The 1,680-nt window shown below is 38.0% G+C and carries 1 protein-coding gene; it reads right to left on the bottom strand.

The window, feature by feature from the left end; genetic code table 11:
* Window positions 1–46 precede the first annotated feature (46 nt).
* A protein-coding gene (locus tag ACE38V_RS23185; protein WP_375845106.1) for an IS3 family transposase occupies window positions 47–1,611 on the bottom strand; the annotation gives its coding sequence in 2 pieces (ribosomal slippage) (window positions 47–966 and window positions 966–1,611; 1,566 coding nt in all).
* Window positions 1,612–1,680 lie beyond the last annotated feature (69 nt).

Here is a 1,680-nt window from a genome sequence, read left to right as displayed (position 1 = left end):
ATGAACTGCCCCCTGTCAAGTAGACAGTGGAAATAAATAAAGCACACTAAGCGGCTTTAGTCCTGTACTCTAGGGGACTAAGGCCGTTTAGTCGTCCTTGTAAACGATTATGATTATAAAAATGTATGTACTCCTCAATTGCTTTTTCAAGTTCTTCAAATGTTTCGTATTTATCTAGATAATATTTCTCACACTTCAATGTTCCCCAAAAAGACTCCATGGGTCCGTTATCAATACATTTTCCTACTCTCGACATGCTTTGTTTCATGTTTGCTTTTTTCGTTTTCCTTCTAAATTCATGCGAAGTATATTGGAATCCCCGATCACTGTGAATTAGTGGAGTGGCCCCATCTGCTTTTTTAATTGCCTGATCCAATGTTTTCATTACGAGTGGATTATTGTTAGATGTTCCTAACACATAACTCACAATCGAACCGTCATACAAATCTAATATCGCACTTAAATAAGCCTTCTGAGACGTACCGTATTTCATTTCTGTAACATCGGTAACCCACTTCTCGTTAGGATTTTCAGCTTTAAATTCACGATTTAATATGTTCTCAGCTACGTGCTGCGGGGACGAACGTACATACTTTTTGCGTTTACGCCGAATAACCGATTCGATGCCAGCTACCTTCATTAGTCGATAAATACGTTTTCGGTTGATTTGCATATCAAATAACCGACTAATATATATAGCCATTCGACGGTATCCCAGAATCCCCTTTAATTCCTTATGTAGTCGCTTCATCTCTGTCAGAATGTTTTCATTTATCCTTTCGTTTTCGGAAGGGAGACGATGAAGCCATTTATAATATGCGGATCGTGAAACTCTAGCAATCTCGCATAATAGTAATATGGAGAAATTCTCTTCCTGGTGAAGTTCTTGAATAGCAGTGTAAGTTTCTGTTAAGCGTACTTGATTTAGCGATGCCGCCTCCTTTCGAGCTCCTCTAACTTTTTTAAAAACGCAATCTCCGCACGTAAACGTTCATTCTCTAGTTCTAACTGTTTTATATCCCGTTGGTTTTTTTCCTCCGGAGTAAGCTCAATGTTTTCCTTACGACGACCACGCTTATCCTCAAGACCATCCTGTCCTTTTTCCATGTACTTTTTTACCCACTGGTACACCTGCTGGTAGGATACTTTAAACTGTTGAGCAGTCTGGTTATAGTCTTTACTATTTTCAAGACAGTGCTTTACTATCTTTAATCTTTCTTCTAGTTTGGTGGATCTACCTTTTGTCATAGAGTTTTCCGTCCTTTTCCTCGTCCCTTTTAAATCTCTACGACCATTATAAATCTTGATCCATTTTTCCAACACTGAATCACTTGATATTTCATATTTACGAATAACATCAATTAACGAGTAATTTCCAGATAGGTAATCTTGAACAGCAGCCAATTTAAGTTCTTCCGAGTAATGTTTCCAGCCCTTAGCTTTTTGAAGTCCTTCCAACCCATAGGTTTCATAAAGGTATTTCCATTTTCGAACAGTAAAAGCAGCCACACCAAAATGATGCTTAAAGTCACGTGCAGGAAACTCCCTAGAATCGAAAGCTAAAATAAGCCCATATTTTTCTTGTGCAGAATATGTCCCCCTCTTAGCCATAAAAAAACCCCCAATAAAGTAAACAGATTTTTATTATTTCATCTGTCCACCTTATTGGGAGCATATCAT

This window comes from Cytobacillus sp. Hz8 (genome assembly GCF_042263505.1).
Classification (GTDB): domain Bacteria; phylum Bacillota; class Bacilli; order Bacillales; family Cytobacillaceae; genus Bacillus_BE.
Note: the sequence above shows the minus strand (reverse complement) of the source record. Positions and strands in the feature narration are given on the sequence as shown.